At 45.5% G+C, this 26,069-nt stretch carries 28 protein-coding genes; 6 read left to right on the top strand and 22 right to left on the bottom strand.

Annotated features, from left to right (window positions below; genetic code table 11):
* Positions 1 to 3: 3 nt before the first annotated feature.
* On the top strand, positions 4 to 576 hold the full coding sequence (locus ICN31_RS02270) for a lipocalin family protein (protein WP_255530884.1): 573 nt from the start codon (positions 4 to 6) through the stop codon (positions 574 to 576).
* A 188-nt stretch (positions 577 to 764) separates the two neighbouring features.
* Here ICN31_RS02270 and ICN31_RS02265 read toward each other — a convergent pair whose 3' ends face one another.
* The 11 genes from ICN31_RS02265 to bchF are packed head-to-tail and all read right to left on the bottom strand — an operon-like array spanning position 765 to position 10,978.
* Positions 765 to 1,967, bottom strand: coding sequence for a geranylgeranyl diphosphate reductase (locus ICN31_RS02265; RefSeq protein WP_216258175.1), 1,203 nt, complete (start codon positions 1,965 to 1,967; stop codon positions 765 to 767).
* Between the two features lie 50 nt (positions 1,968 to 2,017).
* Positions 2,018 to 3,370, bottom strand: a complete 1,353-nt coding sequence (locus tag ICN31_RS02260; RefSeq protein WP_216258173.1) for a BCD family MFS transporter — start codon at positions 3,368 to 3,370, stop codon at positions 2,018 to 2,020.
* Between the two features lie 7 nt (positions 3,371 to 3,377).
* Entirely contained in the window at positions 3,378 to 4,265 is an 888-nt protein-coding gene (gene chlG, locus ICN31_RS02255) for a chlorophyll synthase ChlG (protein WP_216258171.1), read from the bottom strand.
* An 11-nt stretch (positions 4,266 to 4,276) separates the two neighbouring features.
* Complete coding sequence (gene puhE, locus ICN31_RS02250) at positions 4,277 to 5,029, bottom strand: putative photosynthetic complex assembly protein PuhE (RefSeq protein ID WP_216258170.1); 753 nt, start codon at positions 5,027 to 5,029, stop codon at positions 4,277 to 4,279.
* A gap of 4 nt (positions 5,030 to 5,033) precedes the next feature.
* Positions 5,034 to 6,128, bottom strand: a complete 1,095-nt coding sequence (gene acsF, locus ICN31_RS02245; RefSeq protein WP_255530883.1) for a magnesium-protoporphyrin IX monomethyl ester (oxidative) cyclase — start codon at positions 6,126 to 6,128, stop codon at positions 5,034 to 5,036.
* Positions 6,129 to 6,147: 19 nt separating this feature from the next.
* Positions 6,148 to 6,612 carry a photosynthetic complex assembly protein PuhC gene (puhC, locus tag ICN31_RS02240; RefSeq protein WP_216258168.1) on the bottom strand — a complete coding sequence of 155 codons (465 nt, stop codon included), beginning with the start codon at positions 6,610 to 6,612 and terminating at the stop codon, positions 6,148 to 6,150.
* Positions 6,609 to 7,268 (bottom strand): photosynthetic complex putative assembly protein PuhB, encoded by a 660-nt coding sequence (puhB, locus tag ICN31_RS02235; RefSeq protein ID WP_216258166.1) that lies wholly within the window; start codon positions 7,266 to 7,268, stop codon positions 6,609 to 6,611. Before puhB ends, puhC begins: the two co-directional genes overlap by 4 nt.
* Positions 7,269 to 7,287: 19 nt before the next feature.
* Complete coding sequence (puhA, locus tag ICN31_RS02230; RefSeq protein WP_216258165.1) at positions 7,288 to 8,058, bottom strand: photosynthetic reaction center subunit H; 771 nt, start codon at positions 8,056 to 8,058, stop codon at positions 7,288 to 7,290.
* A gap of 56 nt (positions 8,059 to 8,114) precedes the next feature.
* Complete coding sequence (locus ICN31_RS02225) at positions 8,115 to 9,563, bottom strand: BCD family MFS transporter (RefSeq protein ID WP_304608603.1); 1,449 nt, start codon at positions 9,561 to 9,563, stop codon at positions 8,115 to 8,117.
* A gap of 2 nt (positions 9,564 to 9,565) precedes the next feature.
* Positions 9,566 to 10,291, bottom strand: a complete 726-nt coding sequence (gene bchM / locus ICN31_RS02220; protein ID WP_216258164.1) for a magnesium protoporphyrin IX methyltransferase — start codon at positions 10,289 to 10,291, stop codon at positions 9,566 to 9,568.
* An 18-nt stretch (positions 10,292 to 10,309) separates the two neighbouring features.
* Positions 10,310 to 10,978 carry a 2-vinyl bacteriochlorophyllide hydratase gene (gene bchF, locus ICN31_RS02210; RefSeq protein WP_255530882.1) on the bottom strand — a complete coding sequence of 223 codons (669 nt, stop codon included), beginning with the start codon at positions 10,976 to 10,978 and terminating at the stop codon, positions 10,310 to 10,312.
* Between the two features lie 289 nt (positions 10,979 to 11,267).
* Between bchF and ICN31_RS02205 the strand changes: the two genes are divergently transcribed.
* The 5 genes from ICN31_RS02205 to ICN31_RS02185 all read left to right on the top strand — a co-directional run bounded on the left by ICN31_RS02205 (position 11,268) and on the right by ICN31_RS02185 (position 16,654).
* Positions 11,268 to 12,113 carry a B12-binding domain-containing protein gene (locus ICN31_RS02205; RefSeq protein WP_216258161.1) on the top strand — a complete coding sequence of 282 codons (846 nt, stop codon included), beginning with the start codon at positions 11,268 to 11,270 and terminating at the stop codon, positions 12,111 to 12,113.
* Between the two features lies 1 nt (position 12,114).
* Positions 12,115 to 13,527: a transcriptional regulator PpsR gene (gene ppsR, locus ICN31_RS02200; RefSeq protein ID WP_216258160.1), complete on the top strand. Its 1,413-nt coding sequence runs from the start codon at positions 12,115 to 12,117 to the stop codon at positions 13,525 to 13,527.
* Between the two features lie 10 nt (positions 13,528 to 13,537).
* Positions 13,538 to 14,224: a spheroidene monooxygenase gene (locus tag ICN31_RS02195; RefSeq protein WP_216258158.1), complete on the top strand. Its 687-nt coding sequence runs from the start codon at positions 13,538 to 13,540 to the stop codon at positions 14,222 to 14,224.
* A complete protein-coding gene (gene crtD / locus ICN31_RS02190) occupies positions 14,217 to 15,782 on the top strand; it encodes a 1-hydroxycarotenoid 3,4-desaturase CrtD (protein ID WP_255530881.1) in 1,566 nt (521 codons plus the stop codon). The genes ICN31_RS02195 and crtD overlap by 8 nt, the downstream gene beginning before the upstream one ends.
* A gap of 158 nt (positions 15,783 to 15,940) precedes the next feature.
* Positions 15,941 to 16,654 carry a carotenoid 1,2-hydratase gene (locus ICN31_RS02185; RefSeq protein WP_216861386.1) on the top strand — a complete coding sequence of 238 codons (714 nt, stop codon included), beginning with the start codon at positions 15,941 to 15,943 and terminating at the stop codon, positions 16,652 to 16,654.
* Positions 16,655 to 16,666: 12 nt separating this feature from the next.
* Here ICN31_RS02185 and ICN31_RS02180 read toward each other — a convergent pair whose 3' ends face one another.
* The 11 genes from ICN31_RS02180 to bchY form a co-directional block, all read right to left on the bottom strand.
* Positions 16,667 to 17,701: a phytoene/squalene synthase family protein gene (locus tag ICN31_RS02180; RefSeq protein ID WP_216258153.1), complete on the bottom strand. Its 1,035-nt coding sequence runs from the start codon at positions 17,699 to 17,701 to the stop codon at positions 16,667 to 16,669.
* Entirely contained in the window at positions 17,698 to 19,215 is a 1,518-nt protein-coding gene (locus ICN31_RS02175) for a phytoene desaturase (protein ID WP_216258150.1), read from the bottom strand. Before ICN31_RS02175 ends, ICN31_RS02180 begins: the two co-directional genes overlap by 4 nt.
* A gap of 77 nt (positions 19,216 to 19,292) precedes the next feature.
* The gene (gene pufC, locus ICN31_RS02170; RefSeq protein ID WP_216258148.1) at positions 19,293 to 20,360 is read right to left on the bottom strand and encodes a photosynthetic reaction center cytochrome PufC; all 1,068 of its coding nucleotides are present in this window, start codon (positions 20,358 to 20,360) and stop codon (positions 19,293 to 19,295) included.
* Positions 20,357 to 21,370: a photosynthetic reaction center subunit M gene (pufM, locus tag ICN31_RS02165; protein WP_216861385.1), complete on the bottom strand. Its 1,014-nt coding sequence runs from the start codon at positions 21,368 to 21,370 to the stop codon at positions 20,357 to 20,359. The genes pufC and pufM overlap by 4 nt, the downstream gene beginning before the upstream one ends.
* Before the next feature lie 18 nt (positions 21,371 to 21,388).
* Positions 21,389 to 22,207, bottom strand: coding sequence for a photosynthetic reaction center subunit L (gene pufL, locus ICN31_RS02160; RefSeq protein ID WP_255530880.1), 819 nt, complete (start codon positions 22,205 to 22,207; stop codon positions 21,389 to 21,391).
* A gap of 91 nt (positions 22,208 to 22,298) precedes the next feature.
* Complete coding sequence (pufA, locus tag ICN31_RS02155; protein ID WP_088524712.1) at positions 22,299 to 22,505, bottom strand: light-harvesting antenna LH1, alpha subunit; 207 nt, start codon at positions 22,503 to 22,505, stop codon at positions 22,299 to 22,301.
* A 9-nt stretch (positions 22,506 to 22,514) separates the two neighbouring features.
* Positions 22,515 to 22,739, bottom strand: coding sequence for a hypothetical protein (locus tag ICN31_RS02150; protein WP_216258145.1), 225 nt, complete (start codon positions 22,737 to 22,739; stop codon positions 22,515 to 22,517).
* Between the two features lie 27 nt (positions 22,740 to 22,766).
* The gene (pufB, locus tag ICN31_RS02145) at positions 22,767 to 22,919 is read right to left on the bottom strand and encodes a light-harvesting antenna LH1, beta subunit (protein ID WP_216258143.1); all 153 of its coding nucleotides are present in this window, start codon (positions 22,917 to 22,919) and stop codon (positions 22,767 to 22,769) included.
* Positions 22,916 to 23,062 (bottom strand): hypothetical protein, encoded by a 147-nt coding sequence (locus ICN31_RS02140; protein ID WP_216258141.1) that lies wholly within the window; start codon positions 23,060 to 23,062, stop codon positions 22,916 to 22,918. Before ICN31_RS02140 ends, pufB begins: the two co-directional genes overlap by 4 nt.
* Positions 23,062 to 24,519 carry a chlorophyllide a reductase subunit Z gene (gene bchZ / locus ICN31_RS02135; RefSeq protein ID WP_216258140.1) on the bottom strand — a complete coding sequence of 486 codons (1,458 nt, stop codon included), beginning with the start codon at positions 24,517 to 24,519 and terminating at the stop codon, positions 23,062 to 23,064. The genes ICN31_RS02140 and bchZ overlap by 1 nt, the downstream gene beginning before the upstream one ends.
* A complete protein-coding gene (bchY, locus tag ICN31_RS02130; protein WP_255530879.1) occupies positions 24,519 to 26,057 on the bottom strand; it encodes a chlorophyllide a reductase subunit Y in 1,539 nt (512 codons plus the stop codon). Before bchY ends, bchZ begins: the two co-directional genes overlap by 1 nt.
* Between the last annotated feature and the right edge of the window lie 12 nt (positions 26,058 to 26,069).

The raw sequence follows: 26,069 nt of genomic DNA, 5'->3' as shown, positions 1-26,069 counted from the left end.
ATCATGAGAAAAAATCACTACATCATTGGCTTACTTGTTTTCTGTTGCTCACTCAATTGGGCCATGGCTCAATCAGCTCAAGCAGAACAAAAGGTAGTAGCCCCCATTAAAACGATTACCTCATTGGATGTTGCCCGCTATCAGGGAACTTGGTATGAGATTGCCAAGTTTCCAAATTGGTTTCAAAGAAAATGTATCGCCGATACCAATGCCACCTACAAGATCAAAGAAGATGGCAATGTGAGTGTGACTAATCGCTGCACATTTGAGGGCGGAGAAAAAGGTGAGGCGATTGGTACCGCAAGGCAAATTGGTCACTCCACATCCCCCATCCTAGAGGTTCGGTTTGCACCAGCTTGGTTGGCTTTTCTGCCGATGGTCTGGGGTGATTATTGGGTAATCGATATCGATCCCGAATATCAACTAGCCGCGGTAAGCGATCCCGGTAGAAAATATCTCTGGATACTTTCTCGCACCAAGAAAGTCGATTCCAGCAAGTATCAAGCGCTTCTAGGGCGCCTAGTAAACGACAATGGCTTCAGCCTTGAGCAGCTGAGCCTGACACCCCAAAACTAAACTGAAAACAGGAATTTAATAAAGGTAATTCCGATAAGCAAACCTGAAAATGCAACGATCCCAATCAGGTACATCTTGCCAGTTTTGTTCTTCAATGTTGTTGCGCTGTTATCTCTCATGATTCCACTTCCCTTCAGTAGTTAAAGCTAATTCAAAAAGAACTGCTGCTAAATTACTACATCCACTGCTTAGACTTTTGCAAAACCTAATAAATGGGCTGTATCTTTTAAGAAAATCTTGAAGTGCGCCATAGGGTCACGGCGAACGAGTTTCTTATTCATATACGATTCAAATGTTAAGCGCTGAACGTCTTTATCTTCACACATTTTGACAAAGCGCTCGCGACGTTTATCGTTGCTGTACCAAAAACGCTGCATGATTCCGAGGACCAAAAATACAGTACCGTGTTCCTTCATAAAGTGTTTACGGGCTTTTGCTAAAACCTTGCCATTACCAGTCACCAGTAGCTCTTCTACTGCTTCTGCAGCTACACGGCCACCATACATGCCGTAGTAAATTCCTTCACCGGAAGCAGGCGCCACCACACCAGCAGCATCTCCCGCCAAAATCACATCTCTACCGTTATCCCATTTCTTCAATGGCTTCATTGGTAGGGGTGCACCTTCATGCCTGAGCATTTCAGCATTCTCTAAGCCAGTTTGCTTCTTCAGAGTCTCCACTGCACTTCTCAAAGAAAAGCCTTTGTCAGCCGTACCTGTTCCGATACTCATCGTTGTGCCATGCGGAAAAATCCAGCCATAAAAGTCTGGTGATAAAGCGCCTTGATAAAACACATCGCAACGGCTGCCGTCGAACCCTGCAGGAGGATTTTCAGGAACTTTGACGATCTCATGATAGGCAAAGACATATTCCACATCTTTAGCGCCTGGAATAGCCTGGCGACCAACACCAGATTTAGCCCCATCCGCACCAATTACTGCCCTAGCACGAACTGACATGGTTTCATCAGACGCACCATGCTTGCCTCGTACAAGATAGTGAATGACTGAGACTCCATCTTGATCTCTGGTGATTTTCTCAAAGATGCCCGTTCTTCTCTCGGCGCCATTATTGGCAGCCCGGACACGCAGAAATTCATCAAACTTATCGCGATCAACCATCCCGACAAAGCCGCCCTCAATGTGCATATCTACCGCCTTATCTGACGGTGCAATCATTCTGGCGCAATTAGCCTTGGCTACTAGGAGCTCATCAGGGATTTCAAAATCCTTTATGAGGCGTGGAGGTATGGCGCCACCGCAAGGCTTAATTCGGCCCATACGATCTAATAAGAGCACTTTTCGACCTTTCTTTGCAAGATCACTTGCTGCTGTAGCTCCTGTAGGTCCACCGCCAACAACAACGACATCAAAAGTTTCTAGGGTACCCATTTTTATCTCCATCATACTCAGTTAATTGTTTCAGTTAATTGATTGATTTGCTATACACCCACTAAATGACTCGACATATTGCTTGTTTGTTTTTGCGTACGAGTCTGATACGACAAGTACGCAGCCACAACAAATAAAACACCTTCTAAGAAAAAGACAAAAGCATAGGCAGAAGCTGGATCACCCAAAACAATCCTCGCAATATCGCTTAAACCAGTTCCAATAATTCCACCTAAACCAAAGGCCATTGCTTGCGATGCTCCCCAAATTCCCATACGAACACCCTCACGCCGTGCACTACCGACGCTGGCAAATTGCATCATCGAGCCGATAGCGGCAATTGAAAATGCGCCATTAAAGATGCCTAATAAGAAAACGGCCACCTGAAAGAAAACCACATTAGCAATCGGACCAGATAAAACAAGGCCTAGCATCGCAAGGGCCGAGGCCAGACAGCCACCAATCGTCCAGTTGCTCAGTGTCGTCAGAGTCTGTGATTTAGCCTTGCTGGTGATAAAAGCTAAAGCTAGCATCCCAACAAGCACTCCACCATTTTGTAAACCAGACAAAGTGGTTGTTTGGGCGGGTGTGAAACCAAATGCAACTGCTGCAAAAGGCTCTAAGATCAAATCTTGTGAGCTATAAGCCAACATCGACACAAAGACAAACCAGGTAAACGAACGCACTCTACTTTCTTTCCAGACCTCAGCAAAGGCTTCACGAAAACTGGCTTTACTTGGACTATCTGACTCGGCCGCATCTACGTTAGGCGTTAACTGCCCAGGCTTAGCAACAGGCGACTCCATGCCCCAGATCGCCAAGAACGTCACTACCACTGCAATCACCGATACCGTAGATGAAACCATGAGCAGACGCTCAAATGAAAATGGTGTGAGGAACTTTCCGCTAACGCTGGCTGTAAAAGCAAAACCAAAAATCATCATCAACCAAACGCAAGTAGCTGCTGCTGCCTTCTTTTTTGGCTCTACTCGTTTTGCCAGAAGCACCAGCAATGCAGTGCCACTAGAGCTCACGCCAATGCCGATCATTAAGAAGGCAACGGTTGCTAATGCAATACCCAAAACAACGGAGTTACTTAAGAGGATTGTGGAGGTAGCAGCCAATACGCCGCCACTAGCCAATACCAATATTCCCCCACGAATCCATGGGCTTGCTCTACGCGTTTGATCGGAACCAAAACCCATTCGTGGGCGTATTAACTGAATAAAGTAATGTAATGCCACCAATGCGCCGGGCAGGATTGCTGGCAAGGCTAGCTCAATGACCATCACACGATTTAAGAGTGAGGTCGTTAACACCACAATCGATCCCAAAGATGCTTGGACTAAACCTAGTCTGGCGATTTGGGGCCAAGTGAGATAGGTGGTTTCAGGAGCGTTCATAGTTCAATTAATTTACCGAGAAACGTCCTGCCACTGCAAATGCACTGACCATCATTCCTGCAACAAACAATGGCACCCCAAAGCCACTTAAGAACAATGCGCGCTTAACTGGGTCCTGTAAAAAATAATGCATCATCTTAATTTGACCCGCGATGAGTAGCAGGATCACGAATGCCTGCCAATAAGCACCCCAGATCATTAAGAGTCCAACAACGCCAAATTGTGGCGCTAACATCATCAAGCACGCATTCTCGGCTGCACCTGCGATACCAAGTTGAACTGGCAAAGAAAGCACGCCCATTTGACGGTCACCTTCAATTGCTTTGAAATCATTTAATGTCATGATGCCGTGTGCACCAATACTATAGAGAACCGCTAGAAGAATTGATGGAGTAGAAGGAAGCAAATCACCCATCATCACTGCTGAGCCTGTAAACCAGGCCAATCCCTCATAAGAAATTCCGCAAGCAGCATTACCGTACCAGCCGTTTTGTTTAAAGCGGAGTGGCGGCATGCTGTAAAGCCAAGCTAATAAGAGACCTAATAAAGTCGCTGCAAATGCCCAGGGACTAATCAGCCAGCCTAATAAGAGTGAGAGGATAGTCCAAATAAAAGCAACATAAAGACCCCAAGTACCTGGCATCCGGCCCGATGGAATCGGACGGTGTGGCTCATTAATGGCATCCACCTCACGATCAAACCAATCATTGACTGCCTGACTTGCAGCACACACCATCGGGCCTGCAAGAATCACACCAGCAACTAATAAGTGCCAGCGCCCCTCAAAGGAAACACCAGTAGCAATCACACCGCAGGCAAAAGCCCACATTGGAGGAAACCAAGTAATGGGTTTAAGTAATTCTAGAATAGCGGATGGCGCGGGGAAACGGCGCACTGTGAGTGTACTTATGATCGCATACCCCACTTCCAAAGGCGCTCACTTGAGAAAGGCACCACCATCAAAATATGCTCTAAGACTGCTAGCGACAAAATAGCGCCAGTCAATGACATTGAAGCAACCTGAAAGTCACTTGAACTAGGATGCACTGCGGATAACCACAAAGGAACTGCGCAGAGAACGCCCCCAATGACCGATAGCGGGAGCAAAGGATTCATTGGCTTACAAGTGAAATAGGTAAAGATGTACTTCAGGTGATTTGGCAAAAAACGTTCATTGAGATTTGCAACGCCCAAGAAAACGTTGAGCTTAGCACTCTGACGCATCAACCAAAGAATGATAAAAGTCCAAAAGCCTGTTTGGTTTGAGCCGCCCCAAGTCATTACCGTCACTGCCAATGCTAATACAACTAAAGCAATCTCATGATGCTGAATCGTCTGGAATGCATAGTACATCTTCTGCAAGCCCCGACAATCTTCTGGGCAAGGCTCTCGACGAGGACCAGTCACATAACCAAATAAAAAACCAATTTCTTGCCAGCCCCAAACCAAAATGGCACAGGTAAAGCCACAATAAGCACCGGCTACCGTACTTAAATTAGCGCTCGTTTTTAATCCGACTAACGCTAAAGCCAAAACCATGCCACTTACCCAAAAGGTATTTTTATAGGTCGAAGGATTACGCTGGTTGAGCAAAAGAATGATCCCAGTGCTAAACCACCATATAAAAATCGCGTAGAGGATAGGCCAAACAATGCTCATGACATTACCAAGTAGGAACCATACGAACGTTAGCAGGCAAGGTGTTGTCTTGGACCGGGATCAAGTAAAGCTTTAAGAACACTAAACCAGCGCGGGCACTCAAAACAGCAGACTTCAATTTATTGATCAGGCCGCCCTCTTTCTTATAGGCATCCATCTTTTCAAACAGTGCTCTCATCTCTTCAAGATACTGATAGAAACGAGGATCATCCAAATTCACGGAGATTGGGAATACCTGCTTAATAATTTCGTTAGTGATGAACAATACTTTCTTGTCGTAATCCGTTGGAGAAATTCTCATCGCTTTGTAAAGCTCAACCCGAGTATGGTCACGAACATACATCGTGGCATATACCGCGAGAATGAAGAAACGAATCCATAACTTATTGACACCTTGGAGCAACTTCGGATTTGCACGCATGATCAATGCAAAAGATTCACCATGACGGAACTCGTCATTACACCAGCGCTCAAACCATAAGAAGATCGGATGAAAGCGTGTTTCAGGGCGACTTTCAAGTTCCCGGAAAATAGTGATGTAACGCGCATAGCCAATCTTCTCAGAAAGATAGGTAGCGTAAAAAATAAACTTCGGCTTAAAGTAAGTGTATTTCTTGGCTTTCGCTAAAAAGCCTAAATCAATACCAATATTAAAGTCCTTGAGCCACTGGTTAATAAAGCCAGCATGTCGACTTTCATCTCTAGCCATGTAGCCGAACAAGTTACGCATATCGGGATTAGTGACCTTACGCTTAATCTCAGCATACAAAATACAACCCGAAAACTCGGAGGTAATGGAGCTGATTAAGAATTCAACGAACTCATCATATAAGGCGGGATGGAGATTGGAATAGTTCTTATCCATATCCGCAGGACGCTGGAAGTGATCCGCATTATTGTCGCCCTCATACTCTGCCATCAATGCATCCCACTCTGGGCGTAATGAATCAATGCTAATGCGATCCATCTCTTTAAAGTTTGTCGTATAAAAACGCGGACTTAATACCGCGTCTTCCAATGCCATCTTGGTAGACTCATTAATGGACCCCTTTGCAGGAATCTGGCTTTGCAACATGCTTTCTGCGCTGTCTAAATTCATTTCCAACTCCAATAAAGATTTATGACTTACTTGCTGCCACTACATTCGATGCATTAAATAACCGAAAAAATGTTCCTGCATTGGTAGGACCAAATGACTCTAAATCCACCAGACGACCAGTTGCGGTGTCCGATAAAGTAAGGCGACCATCGGCACGATAAATTAGCTCAAATGGTGGCCCACTATCTAAGCCTCTGCGTTTTCTTTCTTGCGCAAGGCCACGCAAAGTGCCCCTGACAAAACCTGCCTCGCCTTGCACAGTGTCAATTTGTTTACCAGTTTTGTAATCGATTATGGCGATTGAACCGTCAGGACGATCCTCAAAACGCAGCTGCAAAACCTGTGCTGGCGATGCATCAGGCTCACGCACTTTACTCAGATCGCGACTATTGATAAAGACCAGCAATAAAATAATGCTCATCAGAGCGGCGATCAACACCTTCGCAACTGGCGATAAAAAATCTTTGCTCTCTAGAGTGCTCATGCAGTCTGCGCCCCTGTTTGCTCAAGTCGGATATCTTGTCTTTCTATATTGCTTAATCCAGTAGAAGCCATCCATGCTTCTGTAAGCAATGCCGCTACCTGCTTTGCCTCAGGAATACACCGCATCATTGGCTCTGGTTTTGCCAAGCGCCATGGGCGTGCGTGAGGCCATAGATGAAAGTAGGCGATCTTATCTTCAGAGGCAATTTGCATCGGAATATCGCCGGTGCCATCTTTATATAACTTTAGATCTGCACTTTTCAGTGACTTGTATGGAAGATTAAAAGTCACTGTGAGAACAATGCCTACCCGCATCACAATGCGGCGATTCGTTAAGGTATACATAGTGGTCGTTGCTGACCAGTAAGCCATCAGACCAGTGAACAATAAGCCGATCAGCGCTAAAAAAACAGCGAGTGCAACACTACTCCAACCTGCAGCTAGCCCACCTTCACTGCCTGCTACTGAAAAGACTTGCAAAACCACAATCACTGCAAAATACACTGCGAGCCATTGCAGACGAAATACATGTTTAGCCATGGCAGTCCAACTCGGAGCGCCCTGCCAAAGAATCGTTTCGCCAGCAGGTAATGGTTCGGGCAACCCTAAGGCTGCCTCGAACTCATGCTCTGCTGATTCGTATGGTTTTTGATTCACAAATAATTACCTTTATTCATTAAATGAGTGGCTCTTGACGCTCAGGGGTTGCATACAGAGTGCCGCCACCGTAATAAGCCATGATCTTCTCTTCTTCTAACAGGGTGATTTGATCCTGGCTCTTTAAGCCTGGTACCAAAGCAAACTGATTGCCAAGAATCGATTCCACCTTGATAGAGTCTCTGCCAATTCTAGAAAAATTGATTGGCAGTAATACTCTTTTGCCACCAAACTCTGGCAAGGTTTCAATTTCAAAATAACGAATCACGACTTCAGCCTGGTCAATCCAGAGCTCTTTCACGGTGCCAGCTACAACACCATCATCGCCAATCACTTGCATGCCAACAGGAGTTTTGTCTTGCTTGGCAACAGTAAATTGACCTAGCAAACGCCCTGGCAGAATGCGCTTTTGACCTTCCGATGTCATATCAGGAATATCTGCGCGATTCGTAAAGGCGCCTGGCCCCACTCCATCGAGCATAGGATTGCCTGTTGGAACTAATGGCGCTCCATTTAAGTAGCTTGATGGCCGGGCAGCTACTTTTTCAAGAGGCTCATCTTTAGGCACAGTCACATCTCCCCAGTACTCAGTATGGAAAGTCTTCGGTGCCGGCATGCCAGCAATTCCCGCCGCTCGCCTGTTCTCGCCACGAACGTCATACTCTAGTGGAAAGCCTTCACGCTTACTTTCGATAGTAAGGTAATAGACGAGGGCCGCAAAAAATACCCAAAATGCATACAGCACCAATTGTGCAACATCTACATACTCTGTAATTGCTCCGGTTGCCATCTTGCTCTCCCTTTTAACAATAATGCTTATTGAGATAAAACATACTTTGCCACTACTTAACTTGGTAATTCATCTAAACCAAACTTCTTTGAAGCATTCATTACGGCATGCTTATTCATCACCACTAAAGGTCCGATGGCAATCAATGTAGCAAACAGTAAATAAAATTCAATGTGATACACAAAACTGTAGCCTGTAGCAGTGGAAATAAGGCCCTCGCCTAAAAGACCACTGGTCGCCAACGTAGAAATGACATCGCGTATGACACCACCAGCCGCAATCGCAAGACCAGAGGCGGTAGCATGCACCGCGCCCCAAGCACCAAGGACTAAACCATTCATGCCGCCTGACTCAAAGCTCATTGCGGCAGTGAGAGTGCTGACAGAAAATAATCCGCCGCCAAAGCCAATCAAAAATGCGCCGCAACGAAATAGCATGGGCGACAGTAGTGGTTCAGAAAAAATCACGCAGCTAAATGCCAGAATGCCAAACAATGCACCGATGGAGGCAAGACGATATGGATCAATGGAGCGATTTAAATATCGCGCAGCCACCCCAAATGCCAGTAGCGCGCCCAAGGAAGTAAGACTGGTTAACACTGTCGTAGCGCTGACTGATAGGCCGAGCACTTCAGCACCGTAAGGCTCCAAAATAATATCTTGCATGCTAAATGCAGCAGTACCTAAGCCTAAGGCCACCAGGAAACGCATCACTTTGCCCTGCTGCGAAAAAGTAGTCCAAGTTTCTTTAAAGCTTGGTGTTGGAATGGAGTGCGCTGTTAAATGCGGTTGGCGAGCTTCTTGTTTCCAGGCAGCAATGAGGTTGAGTACTAAAGTGGTTGCTGCAACACCCTGCACTACTCGTATCAACAGAATGGGGGTGATATCAATCAGCAAATAACCAAAGATGGCACTACTGACTGCCATGCCAACCAATAACATCATGTACATGAGCGCGACCACTCTTGGTCTAGCCTCTGGCTGTGCCAGATCTGATGCTAAAGCGAGACCAGCAGTTTGGGTAGTCTGCATACCAGCGCCGACCAATAAGAAGGCAAGTCCAGTTGCTCCTTGCGCAAACCAAGCAGGCCAGGTGGTATCACCAGATAAAAGAATGAGTGCAAAAGGCATGATTGCAAAACCGCCAAATTGCAACCAAGAGCCAATCCAGATATAGGGAACTCTGCGCCATCCCAAAAAGGACTTATGACTATCGCTCTTAAATCCAACCAATGCTCTAAAAGGTGCGAACAGTAGCGGCAAGGCAACCATAATCGATACTAAAGCGGCGCTCACGTGCAACTCAATAATCATCACTCGATTGAGTGTGCCAATCAGCATCACCATTGCCATACCAACAGAGACCTGAAATAGTGACAGTCTTAAAAGACGACTTAATGGCAACTCTTTGGTGGCGATATCGGCAAAAGGTAAGAACCTTGGACTCACTCTCTTCCAATTTTCAAATAACTCTTTGCCACGCCAGGTCAGAGTAAACATTTTCATGGTTATCGCGCTTTACTCTGGTCGGTTGGCTTTTTGCTTAAACGCATCGCCTGTGAAAAATAAAAAGCACGTTGTACTTTTTTCGTACTGACTGGCGCCCAATCTACTAAACCAGCATGTTTGCTAAAGGTTCTTGTGAGGGAGTCCATTGAAATGGGCTGAATAAATGGTGATCGATCGCTTCTCGGAAATACGCTACCAATTGTTAATAAGGTACTCAGCGCAGCATTGTTGGGGGCAAAGGTAAAGGCAATATTGGCTCTGGTCCGAGCAGCAAGCTTTGCCATTGCATCGGCAATATCCAAATGGTGATAATGAATCATTGAATCCATGCAAACCACATGATCAAATTCGCCTAGAGCAGGATCTAGCATATCGCCAGAGCGAAACTCAATAGAACCAGACCCAACATCCTGACCAATTCTCTCTCGCGCCAAATCGACCAAGGTTGGGGATAAATCAATCGCAACGACATGAGCTCCTCGCTTTGCTAAATCAGCGGCTAAGACTCCAGTGCCACAGCCAGCATCCAAAACGCGCTGGCCAGTCAAGTCACTCGGCAAATAACTGAGTAACACATGGCGCATCTCTTCGCGCCCAGCACGAACCTTGGCACGAATACCGCTTACCTTCGCAGTGGACGTGAGCTTAGCCCAAGCATCTACTGCAGTGCGATCGAAATACTCTTGCAACTGACTGCGCTTTTGGGTGTAAGAATTTTCGAGCATCAATTCATCGCCTTTAAATTATTTCAACCATGGGGAATAGATATAGGCCAACAGATGGGCTATGACCGCTGTAAATCCAAAAATTTGCGTCCCTTGAATCAGGTTGCGGTGTAACTCCTCTGCCTCTGACACGGTTAAGCCCGTCAAGGTCGCAGTTGGCGATCGAGGCACCAGTGCTTGAACGCTTGCCATCGCAGGATTGGGAGAGGTAGCTGCCAACTTTTTTTTAGCCTCATCCAAACGCGCCATTCGCAACTTCCAAATAAATTGGCCGGCATTAACAACATACGTTGCATAAGCTGCTAAAGCGAGCAACATGAGCTGGGTTTGATCCAAATACCCAGTTCCTAGAGCCACCAAATACAAAGTATGCAAAAGCAATACCAGCATGCTAAATACATCTTCCCAAAAGAATGCTGGCGCAAATAAGTAGCAATTGAAAACAACTTTTTCCCAAATGCATCCGGTAATCATGATGGTGTATAGCGTGAGTGTTTTAATCACTACCGAAATATTCGCTGCGCTCTCACCCTCTCCAGTGAACAGAAAACGCAATACGAGATACAGACTTACTAGGAAAACCACAAACTGAATAGGCGCTAAGATTCCCTGAACCAGGGTCCATTTAGTCGCATCTCTTCTTACCCTTTCTTCCGGGGTGTAAAGTGGTCTATATGTTTTTTCCATGTACAGTCTGCTAAATTTTCTTAAACGCCTCTAAAACAATCTACAGCCCACTTTTAAAGTCTAAAAGTGTCAATCAAAGTTTACGTTATTTAGTAAAATATACCCCTCGGGCTAACCCTATTACTGGTAGTTTCCCTATGGCTATTTATGGAAAAAGAATGCCAAATAGGTTTGTTAGCAAATAGCCCCTTTATGGGGAAAAAGTGATTAATTTTTGCGGTGCAGCATTTTGATAACCGCATTAAGTTAAGCGCCCCTAATTTGTCTCGATTAATGCATCACTAGGAGATTGGCTTTGTCGGACTCGCTGAAAAAAACATTCCAATCCAGTTTAGGCGAATTAGATAATGCTGAAATGATGCAATGGCTCAATAAAACAATAGAGTCAGAAATCATCCCCCGCTTACTGATGGGGCATAAGCTGGAATCGGCCAATCACGTAGCTGACGCCCAAAATAACAACATCGAGGTAAAACAGACTGAAATTGTCGATTTTTGCCAGACTTTGCTCGATGGCCCTATAGCAGACTGCTTCACTTTTATCGATCGAATGCAAAAATCGGGGCATAGTCTGATATCGCTCTATATGAATCTAATTCCAGCATCGACTAGGCGCTTGCAACAGCTCTGGGAAACGGATGAAAATAGCTTTACAGAAGTGACTTTAGCCCTAGGTCGAGCCCAGAATCTGATCCATCAGCTAAGCCCTGCCTTTATGAGCCAAGGCAAACTCTCTGAATTCCAGGGAAATGCGCTACTGATCAATGCACCAGGATCACAACACACCCTAGGCATCCTGATCATGAGTGAATTTTTCAAATTGAACGGCTGGAATACGACGGTCGAAATTGAAACGACCAGCTACAATCTCAAGGATCGCATTCACTCACAAGCATATGATTTATTAGCAATTTCTATCTCCTGCGAGGATCAATGGGGTACCATGGAAACATTGCTCAATGAAGTAAAAAAGGTCTCAAAAAACAAGGGAATCCTGACAATGGCTGGTGGCCCGTTATTCGATTTCAAACCGGAACTCATTCATGAGTGTTCCGCAGATGTTTGCGAGCTCACAGCCGAAGATGCCATTAAAAAAGTTGCAGACCTAATAGCACAAAAATCCGCCTTAAATTAATATGTCCATCTCACATCATCCAGACAAACTCTTCGCAGAATTAAGCGGAAAAGAACTCAGCCAGATAGCGCGAGCATCGGCAGATATCTCTTTTGTTTTGGATGATTTAGGATCGATAAAAAGCATCTACTCTGATAATAAAAATTTAGCCAAACAAATTTCAGAAGATCTGATTGGGAAAAAATGGTCAGAAGTAGTAGAGCCTGATAGTAGAAAAAAAGTGCAAAGCTTGCTAGACGATGCTAGCTCAGACACCATCTCTAAGTTTAGGCAAATTAATATGATTGGCAATGAGAGAAATATTGCATTGCCAATGATGTGCGCTTCCATCAAAACATCATCGAATCAAAAGATTATTGTGATTGGCAGAGACATCACAGAGGTCTCTCGCTTGCAGCAAAATTTAGTGTCGGCCCAAAAAGAGATTAGTCAAAATTATTTACAAATAAGTCAGCTAGAAGAACGGTTTCGATCTATCTTTGAAATTGGCACCGAATCTATCGTCATCGTTAAAGCAGATGATGCATACCCGATAGTCGAGATGAACAGAAATGCTATTAAACAACTGCTTCTTGCTAAAAATAATTTCATTGGAAATTCGCTTCTATCCCTCTTCCCTGCTAGTGAGCTAAGTAAGGCTGTGAGTTTTCTGAAAGGTGTACAAGATACAGATGAGCCTAGCATCCTCATAACATTATTGAGCAATAGCGAAGTAACTCAAATCAGCGCAACTTCCTTTATCAACAGTGGGGTTCCCTACTTACTGCTAAATCTGAAGCCGCTGGATTTAGCGAGAGCATCTAGCCTGTTAGATGCTGACTCATTAACAGTTAAGGCTATTGAAAATAACGCCTATGGTTTTGTCGTTTGCACCCCAGAGGGTCTGATTCTGAAGGCGAATAAAGCCTTCAATAAATTAAGTGCCACTAGGAGCGAACAAGACCTCATTGGCACCAATATCAGAAATTATTTAGGACCAGAGAGCGCAGATTTTGATCAAATGATGCAATCCTTAAAAGGCAAGGCCAGCTCACAATCTTGCGTTTCTTCGATCACTAACGCCACTAGCAGTATTAAGTTGGTCGATATTTCTGCAGTATCCGTAGCGCAACCTCGTCCCTGCATTGGCATGATCTTTCGCCAAGTAGATTCAAGGGAGAACAAAGGCACACGCATCGACAAAAAACTTGTGCGTAGCTCTCAAGAGTTGTCAATGCTAGTCGGAAAAGTCCCTTTGAAAGATATCCTCGCTGAAACAACTGACTTAATTGAGCAGCTCTGTATCAAAGCCGCACTAGACCTGACTCAAGATAATCGTGTTTCTGCCTCGGAAATCTTAGGGCTATCTAGACAAAGTCTATACATCAAACTCAGAAAGTATGGTCTAGTAGACCCCCAAAAGGATATTGATTAGAAAGTCAGCAATGAGTAGTCAAGTTGCATTGATGGTTCTTGTCGATATCCAGTCATCAGCAAAAATCAGCGGTATTTTAAGACTCATGTTTGCAAGACTATGGCTTTGGTCTACTCCAGGTCTGGAGTTTTACAAACATATGGGATCAGGAAGAAATGGGGGCTTCTCCATTCACCCAAGCGGAACCCATCAAGCCCTTTTCTGTGTTTTTCAAGATAGCGCTAGTCTCGATGCATTTTGCCAATCTTCCAAGCTCATGCGATGGTACAAAGAGCATGCAAAAGATTTCTTTTCTGTAAAACTGAAAGCGTATTCGCTAAAGGGTCAGTGGTCAGGATTTGTTCCGCAAATTACAGCGCAGACTCCACAATCAGGCCCAATCGTTTCCATTACACGAGCATCCATTAAACCTCTCTATTGCCTGCCCTTTTGGCGTAAGCAACCGGCTGCAGAAGTATCTCTCCAACAATCATCGGGCTGCATTATTGCTGCTGGTGTTGGTGAGGCACCTTTTTTTCGTCAGGCTACCTTCACGATCTGGGAATCTCAGGCAGCAATGGATCAATATGCAAGGCAAGGCGCCCATCAGCGTGCTATTAGCGCCTCCTTAAGCGGTCATTATTTTTCTGAATCCATGTTCTCTCGCTACCTGCCCTTTGATGCGCAAGGCAGCTGGAAAGGCCGCACTCTTGGCTAAAGCTCCCGTCATTATTATTGGTGGCGGCATTGCTGGACTTACATGCGCACTCGATCTTGCCTCTTCTGGAGTTGAAGTTATTCTGGTCGAAAAAGAAATTCAAGTTGGCGGCAAGATTCGACAAATCAATTGCTCTGATAATCCTCTAGCGCCGGCGCCCGTTGATTCTGGCCCTACAGTCTTTACGATGCGCTGGGTATTTGATGCTCTCTTTGAAAAAGCAGGCAGCTCTTTAGAATCAGAATTAAAGCTAGAAAAACTCAACATCCTCGCAAGACACGCTTGGAGTCAAGATGAAAGATTGGATTTATTTTCAGATACAGAGCAGTCAGCTCAAGCGATTGCAGAGTTTTCTTCTCCTGCAGAAGCAAAACGGTTTCTACAATTTTCTGCTCAATGCCGTGATCTATACAAGGCGCTTGAAAAGCCTTATATGCTTTCAGCCAAACCAAACTTTAGCGGCATGATTGCTGACTTAGGAATTGCTGGCTCCAAAGTCTTATATGACATTGGTTTATTTAGCACCCTCTGGAAATCCTTAGGCAATTACTTCCACGATCCTCGATTGCATCAATTATTTGGTCGTTATGCTACTTACTGCGGCTCCTCACCTTATCAAGCACCTGCCACTCTTATGCTCATTGCCGATGTTGAAACCCAAGGAGTATGGGCGATCGAAGGTGGCATGTATAGCCTCGTTGCGGCCATTCGCAAGTTAGCACAAGATCAAGGTGTGCAATTGATGACTGGGAAGGCTTGCGAAGAAATTCTGCTCAAACATGGCAAGGTCAGCGGCATTCGATTAACAGATGGAGCCCTGCTCTATTCAGATCACGTTGTTTTCAATGGTGATCTCGCTGCACTCCATAATGGCCTACTCAATGCAGAAGGAATAAAAGCATTTAACCAAAAGATGACTCCGCCCTCACCTGCCAAGAGATCGCTTTCTGCAATGACTTGGTCAATGAATGCCAAGGCAGATGGCTTCCCTTTGGTGAGGCACAATGTTTTCTTTAATCAAGACTATCAAGCTGAGTTTGACGACATCTTTAATAGGGGCCGCCTTCCCCATAAACCCACCGTCTATGTCTGCGCCCAAGATCAAGGGGATAGCTACCAAGCTAAGCCCGATTTACAAAGACTACTCTGCCTTGTAAATGCCCCAGCTAAAGGTGATCAATCTGAATTTCATGCCCAGGAAATCGAACAATGCGAACACGAAACCTTTGGTCTTCTGCAACAATGTGGTTTGAACATCGATTTGGACAGCGCAATATGTCACCGTACGACACCCGCTATTTTCAACCAGCTCTTTCCGGCGACGGGCGGAGCCCTCTATGGCCAAGCCAATCATGGATGGATGGAAACTTTTGGGCGAGCTTCAGCACAAAGCCCGATACCGGGACTACTACTAGCGGGGGGCAGCGTGCATCCGGGACCGGGAGTTCCAATGGCAGCCCTATCGGGGCGCATGGCGGCCGCAACCCTGATGGGACACCTCGGTTTGACCAAGCTGTCGGGAAGAACGCTTATCTCTGGTGGTACATCGATGCTCTAAGTGATGATGGTCAACATGGCATTGTCTTAATCGCATTTGTTGGTAGTGTTTTTTCACCCTACTATGCCTGGGCTAGAAGAGGCGATACCTTAGTTAATCCTGAAAATCATTGCTCACTCAATGTTGCTATATATAGCAAAGGTAAAAATCGCTGGGCCATGACTGAACGTGGTGAAAAGCAAGTTTCCCGGAGCTCTACTGAATTTGTGATCGGCCCTAGCAATCTTCGCTGGGATGGCAATAAGTTGATTGTTCAAATTGAAGAGCGTGCAGTACCCTTTGGGCAAAAAGTTTCAGGCACTGTTGAGCTCTATCCCAATACCCTCTTTAACTTCAGTACACCCTTAGATGCGGCAGGTAAACACCGTTGGGGGCCCCTTTCCCCTTCCGCACGAGTAAAGGTGCACTTAAATTCTCCCGACTTGAAATGGGAGGGTAACGCCTATTTAGATTCCAATGAAGGTGATGAGCCGATCAGTAAATCTTTTCATGAATGGGATTGGTCTAGAGCGGAGATGAGTGGCGGTAGAACTTCAGTCATTTATGATGTGCGAGAAAAGAACGCTCAAGAAAAAATCTTAGCACTCACCTTTAATCCTAATGGCACGATTGATCATTTTGAAGCTCCTCCAAGACAAGCCTTACCAAAAACCATTTGGGGTATTCAAGGGCATATGCGTAATCAAAGCTCTGAGGGCTTAGAAGTGATTCAGATGTTAGAAAATACACCCTTTTATACGCGCTCTGTTTTGAATTCTGAACTATTAGGCGAGAAAGTAATCTCGTTTCATGAAACCTTGAATGTTCCCAAGCTCACCACAACAGCAACCCAATTGATGCTGCCCTGGAGAATGCCGCGTATTACTTGGTAGTTAGTCTGTAACTTACTGTAGGGACCTGCCACTCTTGCGAGGATTACGACGACGTTCTTGTCTCTCCATGAGATCAACGAACCATAGCAAACGGTCATGGGCCGTTCCATCAAAGCGCTTTTCATGTGGCACTTCAATCACCGCATCCACTAAGTACTGAATGGCTTTATCCGCATCCACTTTCAGTTGTTTAGAAAATATTTTAGAGATTGCAGTAAAGGCTTCAGCCAAAAGAACCACTTTTCTCTTCGAGGGAACGTATGCCCTAGTTGAGACAGAATCTAGATTAAGCTTTTCTACTTGGCGACCAATCTCGGCATAAATGAGCCTGGCCGCCTGAATCGCTGGACGACAATCCCAGGGCAAATCAGAAATCCCATTCTCTGCACGAGAATATAAAACATCCGCATGTTTTAGGAGGCGTGCAATCACGCTAGCAATTTGATCATTAAATTCTGGTTTTTGTAACCAGACTTGCGGATCAAGTCCAGCCTCTCTGAGCCAGTTAAGCGGTAAATAAATCCTGCCATTTGCAGCATCCTCACCCACATCACGCGCAATATTCGTGAGTTGCATGGCAAGGCCCAGTTCGCATGCTCTTGCCAAAGTCTCAGGCTCTCGACGATCCATAATCACACACATCATTGCACCTACCGTGCCTGCAACACGCGCGCAGTAATCCAGTAGATCTTCTAGGGTGTCGTACGTTTTAAACTGGGTATCCCACTCATAACCCTCAATGAGTGCGAGCGGTAAGCTGATCGGTAAATCAAATTCTTTAACCACAATCGATAAAGCGCGATCAGCAGCAATATCATCTGGTTTGCCTTGGTAGATGCGATCAAGCCGTTCACGCAATTTGGGTATCGCATCGGGTTCTGCGTCAACTGCATCAGCCACATCATCAGTAATCCGACAAAAGGCATAGAGAGCAGTTGCAGGATCCCTCACCCTCTGCGGCAAAATTCTGGAGGCGGCGAAGAAGGACTTTGATCCATCCCGCATGGTTGCAACGCACTCTTGAAGATCTTTAATATTTTGACTCATGCCACGACTTTTTTAGGTTCAGCTACTACAGACATTAATGCTTTTGCTGAAGATAAAACACCGGGGATACCCGCACCTGGGTGAGTTCCAGCTCCGACCATATACAGACCTTGAACATCCTCACTACGGTTATGCGGTCTAAACCAAGCGCTTTGAAGTAGAAGTGGTTCAAAACCAAAGGCGGCGCCTTTGACAGACAAGAGGCGATCCTGAAAATCTTGAGGGGTCATGAGAAAGGACGTTTTAATGTGCTTTTCAAATCCAGGCAAAACACTCTCATCTAAGTACTTTGCAATCATTTGACGATAAGGCTCAGCCTCTTTGGCCCAGTCTGTGCCACTTGCTAAATTCGGCACTGGAGCTAATACATAAAATGCATCGCCTCCAGCAGGCGCTAAAGATGGATCAGTAGCCGTTGGTCTGTGCAAATACAGACTAAAGTCATCTGCTAGTACATGTTTCTTAAAAATATCTGTAAGCAGTTCTTTGTAACGCTTGCCCAACAAGATCATATGGTGAGGAACATCTGGATATTGTTTATCTGTACCAAAGTACCAAACGAAGAGACTCATGGAGTACTTGCTGCTATTAACTTTAGCGTCGGTCCAAACTTTGCGATGCTCTGGAGCGATGAGCTTTTGATAAGTCCATGCCGCATCGGCATTCGATACGACAATATCTGCAGGAATAAATTCACCATTGGCTAAGGTGACACCCTGAGCTTTGCCATTGACTACTTCAATCCGTTTGACCTCAGAGTTCAAGCGAATTTGCACTCCTCTACCTGCTAGTAGACCTGCTAAGCCCTTGATTAAAGATCCTGTACCGCCCATTGCAGAGTGCACACCATGGCGACGCTCTAAGGAATTGATCAGTGCATAGACTGCTGTTACCGAAAAAGGATTACCACCAATGAGCAGCGGATGAAAACTCATCACCTGACGTATTTTGTCGTTCTTTAAGTGACGTGCCACTAATTTATAGATACTCTCCCAAGCCCGCATCTTAATCATCGATGGAATGGCGCGGATTAAATCCCCAATGGAATCAAATGCCGTAGAACTTAACTCCTGAAATCCAAGTTTGTAGCATTTTTCTGCTTCCGCTAAAAATCGCTCGTAACCTGGTAAATCCTCTGGTGCAAACTTCGCCACTTCAGCGCGCATTCTGGCGGGGTCACCGGTATAGTCAAAATGGGTTCCATCATCAAAACGGATGCGATAAAAAGGATCCATTAAGCGCAGATCAACATCATCTGACATCTTCTTGCCACACAGCTCCCATAATTCTTCGAGCAGGAATGGTGCAGTAATGATGGTGGGGCCTGCATCAAAGGTATAGCCATCGCGACGATGGACATATGCTCTACCCCCTGGAGCATCTAGCTTTTCTAGAACAATGACCTTATAGCCCTTGCAAGACAAACGAATAGCTGCTGCTAATCCGCCAAATCCACTCCCAATCACAATAGCAGTGGATGCTTCGTCTTCCTTAAAGTCAGCTTTCTTTAACATTTCCTCAAACCAACTTTTCTACAAAAAAATAGCGTCATATTATTCCTATGACGCTATTGGTTATCACAAACTATAGACTACTTCATTGCCACCGATTTTGCTGGTGGTGCAGAATCTTGACCCTTCAGTGGCGGCTTAGCTGGACCAGTTAAGAAAGGATAATCAGATAACATCGATACCCCATAAAGCGGCTTGTAAGCACCTTGATGGCAAGTAGCACAATTGGCTTTGGCAACATCGCCCGTTGGGCCTAAGCGATGTGGCGGAAACAAGCCCTTAATCGGATCCATGTAATTGTTATTGATATCTTGCGCCATCCGTATGGCATACCAGGCTTTGGCTCTTTGTGGAGGGCTCTCTTCCCAGGATGAGAAGTTTCTGCTGTTGTGACAGTAGGTGCAATTCACTCCCAGTGATTTTGAGAAGTGCATCATCAAACCATAAGTCGCTTCAGTTTCATTGATGCTATGTTTATTACCCGTCGGCAATGCAGTATTTCCCGCCACTCGGATATTGCTCGATTTGCTGAGATAGCTAGAGAAATAATCATTTGGCAAGGATGAATACCCAGAGGCAGCAACTGGTGTATTTTGCCCATCTTTATTGCCCAATAGTCCGTTGCCTGTTTGTTGTTTAGGCTCCTTGAACCACACATTTTGCGGAATGTTGTTGCCGCGGTGACAGGTATAGCAAGTCACACCAGTCTGCGCAACGTGATCTTGCCATTGAGTATTCACCCGCTGCGTCATCAAAATCATATTCCGTGCAACTTGCTTGGTATAAAGCGAATCATCGGCAAAGTTCGCAGCGTTATGACAATAACTACAACCCTGCTCTGGCGCAACCCAACTGGTCATAGAAACCATGAATGAAGTAAATTGAGCAACGCTTAAGTTATTGAGAACTTTGACATTCTTATAAACAGCGCCAGCCTTAGGACCATCTGCTGGAGCTGCTCCATATGAAGCCGGTACCGCATTCTTCTCAGCTTGCTCGGCCAAGGTACGTGGGTTGTAAATGATATCCATGGCAGTTCCACGGTAACCATGCTGGACAGCTTCAATGGGAGGTCTCTCGCAACCCGACAAAACCAGCACACTGAGCAATAAAGCCGGCAATATCAGAAATTTTCTTAATTGCTTCATGGCTTAACTCCTATGTAGGTAGGTGCAGCGGGCGGTACAAATCCAGAAGTAGCAGGATCAGGAATTGGGGTACCAAAAACATAGGGGTAAGAAGGTGCCACATTATGTTTCACTGCCCATAAATACCAGTTATCCACTACGGTGCCAGTAAGCAAAATACCGATACCACCAACTAAAGGTGTTAGTACTGCAAACCACCAAGCCCAACGGTGAATCGATTCCATCGTGGCATTAAAGCCCATGGTCCATCTCCAGAACAAAGCTGCTCTCTCTGAAGCTGTACCACGATCGACAATTTGCTCGATCTCGCGTTCACCACCAAAGCGGCTCACTGCCAAAATAGTGGCACCATGCATGGCAAATAAAAGTGCTGAGCCATAGAGGAAAACAATCGAGAGCATGTGGAATGGGTTGTAGAATAAATTTCCATAACGTAGTGAAAAAGCAGCAGTCCAATCTAGGTGCGAGAAGATGCCAAATGGCACTGCTTCGCTCCAGCTACCCATCATGATGGGGCGAATGAATCCCAGCACCAGATATAACCAAATGGCTGCTAAGAAACCCCAGGCAATATGAGTGCCCATACCCAAAGCGATAGCACGTCGGTACATCCTTCCCCACCATAACAAAATCGCTACGGTAAGAAAGAAGCCTGCCATCATCCACCAGCCGCCCTCATTTAAGGGCATGAATAAAGACAGGCCATGTTTAGGTAGAGGTGGGTCTAGTGATAACCAAAATAATTGGCGCACAAATTGAATTGGATCCCAATTGACCGAGGCCAACATATTCCAACCAATAATCTGAAATCCAATAATGCCAAAAAATAATGAGGCAATACCTAAGCCGCCCAGATAAATGGGACCAAGCTGAGCATTACCAAGCCTACCAAATAAGTGATAAAGCTTAGGCTCTCCAAAACGCTCTCGTTCATCACGGGGATCTATAGACACCCCATGATGCGGTGGCGCAACGACTTGAACTTGAGTAAAAAGGTTTTGATATTCCATAATTTTTATATTCCCCTCTTATCGCCAGATCGGCAGGTTCAACCACCAGCCCCACCATTCTGGCCAACCACGAGTCCAGAATGGGCCGCTAATCACAATGCACACGGCGCTCCAGAAAACTGCTGCTAAAGCTAAAAATAATCCGAGACGATGAATTCCTAAAGTTCCGATCGAATAACCAATCGCATCTCTAAAGAAAGTATCTTCATGCTCAGGTGTTTTAACAAACTGCCCTTTTTGCGGATTGGTAGACGATAAGACTAAGCCGCCGTGTAATACCAAAGCGAAAGTGGTAGTAAAGAATAAGGTCACAGCGATCATATGCGCTGGGTTGTAATGAAAATGTAAGTACTGATAGCCCGTATTGGATACCCAATCGAGGTGACTCAAGATGCCATATGGGAAACCGTGATGCCATGCACCCATGAGTACCGGCCTAATCACCACCAAAGTGAAATAAGCGAACACCGCCATTAAGTAGGCAAAAGGAACGTGAAGGCCCATGCCGAGTTTTCGGCAAATCTCTATTTCACGTAAAGCCCACGAGAAGAATGCGCCTAAGGCACATACTGTAATCAGCTGCCACAGGCCTCCTTTTAACAAGGGAGCAAAGCCCAATCCATAACTCAGATCTGGAGGCGCAATATTAATCTGCCAAGGGTTCCAGGTTGGACCCTGTGAAGCGCCCCATAAAATGAGTGCGGTGCCTAGGAAGGCAAAGAAGACAGTCGTAATACCAAAAAATCCAACATAAAACGGCCCTACCCAAAAATCGAATAAGTCCCCACCAACTAAGGTACCACCACGAACTCGGTACTTTCTCTCAAAACTTAGCATGGCCATTTTTTATATTCTCCAATGAATGGATAAATAGGGTTGAGCTAAAAAGCGATTTAACCTAACCCTATTCACCATTTTTTTATACAAATTACTTTGCTGCTGGAACTGATGGTGGCATTGCAGAACCTGTTTTTGCTTCCATCGCCTTGAACTGGGCTTGGCTCAAACCATCCAACCAGTTAAAACGAACACTGCTCAGCAAAATCAAGTGAATCATTGCTGCAAGACCAAACAGAAAAATACCTTGAACAACCATTGATCGCAACGGATCATACAGTTTCCAAATTCTCCACATAATCTTCTCCTAATTTAAGTAAGACATAAAGCCATAGACTGCCGACTTCGTACCATCGATAAGCGATTTTTCTTCAGCTCCTGGAAGCCAAGAACTCCACTTATTTGGCAAAATCTGGGTAAATAAAGAAATAGCAAAGCACACTAAAAAACACAAAATAAAAATAAGATTGAAAGTAATTGAATCCTCTCTGATCATATTTTTTTCTTTGCTCATAACGTGACTAATTTTCATTTCATTCCCCTAAGATTTAGTCCAGTTTCAATGGAACCAAGGACGCCAAGCCCAAACCAAAATATGGGCTACTACAGCAATTGAACTAAAACCAACTAAGCCCTGGATGTACAGCTGGTGAAACTCCTTGGCTTCGTCATCAGTAAGGCCAGATATTGAACCTGTTCTGTGGTCGCTCATAACCAATTACCTCCTTCAAAAATAGCCTTGCGGCCGTTATCGCGCTTTACCCGCGCGACATGGGCTGTAGCGTACGGCATGCCACATTCTGTTTCCAACAAATCGGCTGACTTGTTGTACTGAAGTTTTTTCAATGAGGTCATTAAGCTTCTACCTCCTCAATGATTTCTTTACAGGAAGACTTCACTCTTCCTGCCGTAACTCTTTCTTCACCCGCTTTTTCTGCATCTTGCTCAACACGGTCACGCATTTCTTTAGCAGCAGAAATCTGAATCAGGACTGGTCTGGTTTTAATGTAGTCAGCTACTAATTTCTGCGCGTCTTGATCCCAAGGCAAAGAATTAGAGCGATAAGTACGAGTGAGCGAAGCATCAACCTTATCCATATCAGTGCCCAGCGGCAGGATATAAAAGAGTGCATCGAATAAACCATTACAAAATTCTTGAATGATGTAGGTTGCGCCGGCATAACCCATAAATGGTGTGCCGGTATGACGACGAATAATCGCGCCAGGGAATGATGATGGAATATACGATGCCTTGCTACCGGTCTCAGCCAAATACATTCTCTCGTTGTAGCTACCAAACATCACCAGCGGTGGCTTCTCTTTAGTAAGCTTGCGCACATCTTGATTATTGGTTTTTTCACCAGGTTTTCTGGGAACAGCAAAGCTACAAGGCAAACCCATCTCATCAGATAAAAAATGGCGAATGCCTCGGGTGTAGGTTTCATTTGCAACGACTGCATAACTTGCAGTGCTGAAAAAATCTTGGGTCACTGAACGCCATAAGTCCCAGATTGGTTTAATGGTGGTATGTTTCTCACGCTCAATGAATGGCTCTGGATCTAAACCGAGCAACTCGCCAAGCTTACGCAAGAATTGGGTAGTGCTATGTAAACCGAGAGGTGCTTGTAAATAAGGGCGCTCTAAGGCTTCGCATAGCATGCGACCAAATTCACGGTACATACAGATATTCACATCAGCGTTAACTAGATTCTCCACCTCAGCTAAATGAGATCCTAGTGGGAAAACCATATTAATTTCAGCGCCAATACCTTCCGCTAAGCGGCGTATCTCTGCAAGGTCGCTAGGCATATTAAAGGTGCCATAGCATGGGCCAATAATATTGACGCGTGGCTTCTCACCTTCTGCTCTCGGTTTGCGTTCTGGAATCTTACGAGTACCGTATTCAGTCCACAACCAATACATCGCGCGGTTAGCACACTGCCATTGATCTTCATCAATAGTTCTTGGCAAGAAGCGGGCAATATTCATACCCTCTGGAGTAACGCCGCCACCAATCATCTCTGCAATGGAGCCTGTCACCACTACTGCCGGTAGATCAGGATCTAAGGTTGCGTGGGCACGCTTCATAGCGCCCTCGGTACCTTCGCGACCCAACTGCTCTTCCTCTAAACCAGTCACCACAATCGGTAACTCGTGTGGTGGCAAAGCATCGGTGTAATGCAGTACTGAAGTCACAGGTAGGTTTTCGCAACCTACGGGACCGTCAATGACTACTTGTAAGCCTTTGATAGCAGTAAATACATATACTGCTCCCCAATAGCCACCAGCGCGATCGTGATCAATGACGAACATTACATCATCTCCTCAGCTTTACGCTTCTTCAATTTTTTCTCTAACTTGCGACGTACTTCAGCTTTGAAATCTGGATGATCTTGTGGAATATCTTCCCAAACGCCAGATTTATAACCAGATCCCACATCACCAAAGAATGCTTTCATCTCATCAAAGCGGGCTTGATTACCAATCGCCGCATTAATCACTTGTGCTAATGAACCCGCACCTGCAGGTCCCATCAATGGTCTTGCTGAAATCAGATTGGTAAAGTACAGCGATGGGATTGAAGCTTGTTTAGCGGCTTGCACTACTGGAGTGGTTCCAATCGCTAAGTCCGGCTTGAACTCTTTCATCGCTGCTAAATCTTGCTCTAAGGAAGCGCGGAATTGAACATGAACGCCTTTTGCTTCTAACCATTCACGATCTTCATCACTCCAAGGAGTGCGTGGGCAGGCAGAGCCAACATAACGCACATCAGCACCACTCTCAATCAGTAAGCGCGCCACAATCAACTCTGAACCTTCATAGCCGCTTAAGGTAATGCGCCCTTTAATTGGAGCAGCAGCAAGTACACCCTTAATCGCTGGAAGAATACGGTTTTGCGCAGCGGCAATTAAGTCTTGTGGCGTATTGGTTGATTTACCAATGGCCTCTAACCAACGGGCCGTACCTTCATACCCTACCGGTGCTGAGCCAACAATAGAGCGCCCTGCTGCTTCAAATTCCCGAATACAAGAAGTGTAGAAAGGATGTAATGCGGCAACGGTTACGCAATCGAGTGCTTGATACATTTCACGCCACTCACGCGTTGGTACTGAAGCGCCTACTGCCAAGCCCATCGGCTCAATCATCATGCCAATACCGACTGGATCTGCTGGGAAAATTTCGCCTAATAAAGTAATGGTTGGCTTGCTTGAGCGGCCAGTACGTGGCGCTTGCACTGGGCCAGACATCGCTTCATTACGTGCGTAGTTCAGCATGGCACCAGCGAGCACATCTTTTGCTTCAGCATGGGTTGGCACACCAAATCCTGGCACATCAATGCCGATGATGCGCACACCATTGATTTCTTTTGGCAATAACTGTAGCGGTACACCGCTGGCGGTTGGTACGCATAAATTAATAATGACAATCGCGTCGTATTTTTCTGGATCTGCTTCTTGATAAACCGCATCACGAATGTCTTCAAACAACTTACCAGTTACTAATGTCTCAGAATTAAATGGTACATAACCCACGCTGCGACGGGCGCCATAGAAATGGGATGTAAAAGTTAAGCCATATACGCAGCATGCAGAACCAGAAAGAATGGTGGCAGTTCTGCGCATCCGCAAGCCTACCCGCAATGCTCCAAATGCAGGGCACATACTTTGAGGTTGATCATGCGGGCCTTTAGGATAGTCTTTTGCATATTGCTGCAAAGTCTCAGACTTACCTGCTGCCTTAGCAGCAGCAAGCATCTCTGCTTCACCAGAATGACAGCCCAGACCATCACCTAAAGTCGGATCAGTCTTTAACTTTTCCTCTGGGGTAATCGGAATGATCGTTTTATTCATAGCAGCAGATTG

Origin of the sequence: Polynucleobacter sp. UB-Piko-W3, from assembly GCF_018881635.1 — a bacterium.
Classification (GTDB): domain Bacteria; phylum Pseudomonadota; class Gammaproteobacteria; order Burkholderiales; family Burkholderiaceae; genus Polynucleobacter.
This window is presented reverse-complemented; position numbering and strand designations above follow the sequence as displayed.

Excerpts from the sequence above, each read along its gene's own strand:
- ICN31_RS02270 (WP_255530884.1), top strand. The coding sequence starts at position 4 with ATGAGAAAAAATCACTACATCATTGGCTTACTTGTTTTCTGTTGCTCA.
- ICN31_RS02265 (WP_216258175.1), bottom strand. The coding sequence starts at position 1,967 with ATGGGTACCCTAGAAACTTTTGATGTCGTTGTTGTTGGCGGTGGACCT.
- ICN31_RS02260 (WP_216258173.1), bottom strand. The coding sequence starts at position 3,370 with ATGAACGCTCCTGAAACCACCTATCTCACTTGGCCCCAAATCGCCAGA.
- puhE (WP_216258170.1), bottom strand. The coding sequence starts at position 5,029 with ATGAGCATTGTTTGGCCTATCCTCTACGCGATTTTTATATGGTGGTTT.
- acsF (WP_255530883.1), bottom strand. The coding sequence starts at position 6,128 with ATGAATTTAGACAGCGCAGAAAGCATGTTGCAAAGCCAGATTCCTGCA.
- puhC (WP_216258168.1), bottom strand. The coding sequence starts at position 6,612 with ATGAGCACTCTAGAGAGCAAAGATTTTTTATCGCCAGTTGCGAAGGTG.
- puhA (WP_216258165.1), bottom strand. The coding sequence starts at position 8,058 with ATGGCAACCGGAGCAATTACAGAGTATGTAGATGTTGCACAATTGGTG.
- ICN31_RS02225 (WP_304608603.1), bottom strand. The coding sequence starts at position 9,563 with ATGAAAATGTTTACTCTGACCTGGCGTGGCAAAGAGTTATTTGAAAAT.
- bchM (WP_216258164.1), bottom strand. The coding sequence starts at position 10,291 with ATGCTCGAAAATTCTTACACCCAAAAGCGCAGTCAGTTGCAAGAGTAT.
- bchF (WP_255530882.1), bottom strand. The coding sequence starts at position 10,978 with ATGGAAAAAACATATAGACCACTTTACACCCCGGAAGAAAGGGTAAGA.
- ppsR (WP_216258160.1), top strand. The coding sequence starts at position 12,115 with ATGTCCATCTCACATCATCCAGACAAACTCTTCGCAGAATTAAGCGGA.
- ICN31_RS02195 (WP_216258158.1), top strand. The coding sequence starts at position 13,538 with ATGAGTAGTCAAGTTGCATTGATGGTTCTTGTCGATATCCAGTCATCA.
- ICN31_RS02185 (WP_216861386.1), top strand. The coding sequence starts at position 15,941 with ATGACTGAACGTGGTGAAAAGCAAGTTTCCCGGAGCTCTACTGAATTT.
- ICN31_RS02180 (WP_216258153.1), bottom strand. The coding sequence starts at position 17,701 with ATGAGTCAAAATATTAAAGATCTTCAAGAGTGCGTTGCAACCATGCGG.
- ICN31_RS02175 (WP_216258150.1), bottom strand. The coding sequence starts at position 19,215 with ATGTTAAAGAAAGCTGACTTTAAGGAAGACGAAGCATCCACTGCTATT.
- pufC (WP_216258148.1), bottom strand. The coding sequence starts at position 20,360 with ATGAAGCAATTAAGAAAATTTCTGATATTGCCGGCTTTATTGCTCAGT.
- pufM (WP_216861385.1), bottom strand. The coding sequence starts at position 21,370 with ATGGAATATCAAAACCTTTTTACTCAAGTTCAAGTCGTTGCGCCACCG.
- pufL (WP_255530880.1), bottom strand. The coding sequence starts at position 22,207 with ATGCTAAGTTTTGAGAGAAAGTACCGAGTTCGTGGTGGTACCTTAGTT.
- pufA (WP_088524712.1), bottom strand. The coding sequence starts at position 22,505 with ATGTGGAGAATTTGGAAACTGTATGATCCGTTGCGATCAATGGTTGTT.
- ICN31_RS02150 (WP_216258145.1), bottom strand. The coding sequence starts at position 22,739 with ATGAAAATTAGTCACGTTATGAGCAAAGAAAAAAATATGATCAGAGAG.
- pufB (WP_216258143.1), bottom strand. The coding sequence starts at position 22,919 with ATGAGCGACCACAGAACAGGTTCAATATCTGGCCTTACTGATGACGAA.
- ICN31_RS02140 (WP_216258141.1), bottom strand. The coding sequence starts at position 23,062 with ATGACCTCATTGAAAAAACTTCAGTACAACAAGTCAGCCGATTTGTTG.
- bchZ (WP_216258140.1), bottom strand. The coding sequence starts at position 24,519 with ATGTTCGTCATTGATCACGATCGCGCTGGTGGCTATTGGGGAGCAGTA.
- bchY (WP_255530879.1), bottom strand. The coding sequence starts at position 26,057 with ATGAATAAAACGATCATTCCGATTACCCCAGAGGAAAAGTTAAAGACT.